Below are 1,183 nucleotides of genomic sequence, written 5' to 3'. Positions count from 1 at the left end.
CAGATGTGGAAGCCCGGTAACGGGTGGAGCTGACTGGTACTAATAGGCCGAGGGCTTGTCCTCAGTTGCTCGCGTCCACTGTGTTAGTTCTGAAGCAACGAACGGTTGCTGGTTTCTGGAGCTAGAACACAACTACAGAGTGTGCTTGTTCGCTCGAAACCGATAGGGTTTCGGTGGTCATAGCGTTAGGGAAACGCCCGGTTACATTCCGAACCCGGAAGCTAAGCCTTTCAGCGCCGATGGTACTGCAGGGGGGACCCTGTGGGAGAGTAGGACGCCGCCGAACAATCTTTCAAAGGACCCTTGGTCCAGCGTTCAACGCTGGACCAAGGGTCCTTTTTGTTTTGTACCTTTTTACGCCGAAGCGCGGCCATGGGCTGGTTGCGCGAGAATGACTAGCGGTACCCCGAAGACAGGAGTCACACCCATGTCCAACTCTCCCGACGATCGTCCGGAGCGCGAGCCTCGTCGCAACGACGGCGGTGACAGGGGCGGCTACCGAGGGGGCCGTGACGACCGTGGCGGTGACCGTGGTGGCTTCCGCCGCGACGACCGCGGCGGCCGGCCGTCTGGTGGCGGCTTCCGCCGTGACGACCGTGGCGGGGACCGTCCGTCGTACCCGCGTCGTGACGATGACCGTGGTGGGCGTCCCTCCGGCGGTGGCTTCCGTCGTGACGACCGGGGCGACCGTCCGTCGTACCCGCGTCGTGACGATGACCGTGGTGGGCGTCCTTCCTACCCGCGTCGTGATGACGACCGTGGTGGTTTCCGCGGCGGTCGTGACGACCGTGGTGGCGACCGTCCCTCCTACCCGCGCCGTGACGACGACCGTGGCGGCCGTCCCTCCGGCGGTGGCTTCCGCGGTGGCGACCGTCCGTCGTACCCCCGTCGCGATGACGACCGTGGTGGTCGTCCCTCCGGCGGTGGCTTCCGCCGTGACGACCGGGGCGACCGTCCGTCCTTCCCGCGTCGGGACGATGACCGTGGTGGGCGTCCTTCCTACCCGCGTCGTGATGACGACCGTGGTGGTTTCCGTGGCGGTCGTGACGACCGTGGTGGCGACCGTCCGTCGTACCCGCGCCGTGACGACGACCGTGGTGGTCGTCCCTCCGGCGGTGGCTTCCGCCGTGACGACCGGGGCGACCGTCCGTCCTTCCCGCGTCGGGACGATGACCGTGGTGGG

Annotated in this window: 1 rRNA gene and 1 pseudogene; both read left to right on the top strand. The window is 66.6% G+C overall.

The features are described from left to right. Positions 1–169: 169 nt before the first annotated feature. Positions 170–286: ribosomal RNA gene (rrf, locus tag AB0D01_RS19395) — 5S ribosomal RNA — on the top strand. 180 nt (positions 287–466) lie between these two features. Beyond that, positions 467–1,183, top strand: a pseudogene (locus tag AB0D01_RS19390) (tetratricopeptide repeat protein); the annotation flags it as partial.

It is taken from the genome of Streptomyces sp. NPDC048606 (assembly GCF_040650855.1).
Lineage (GTDB): Bacteria > Actinomycetota > Actinomycetes > Streptomycetales > Streptomycetaceae > Streptomyces.
Note: the sequence above shows the minus strand (reverse complement) of the source record. Positions and strands in the feature narration are given on the sequence as shown.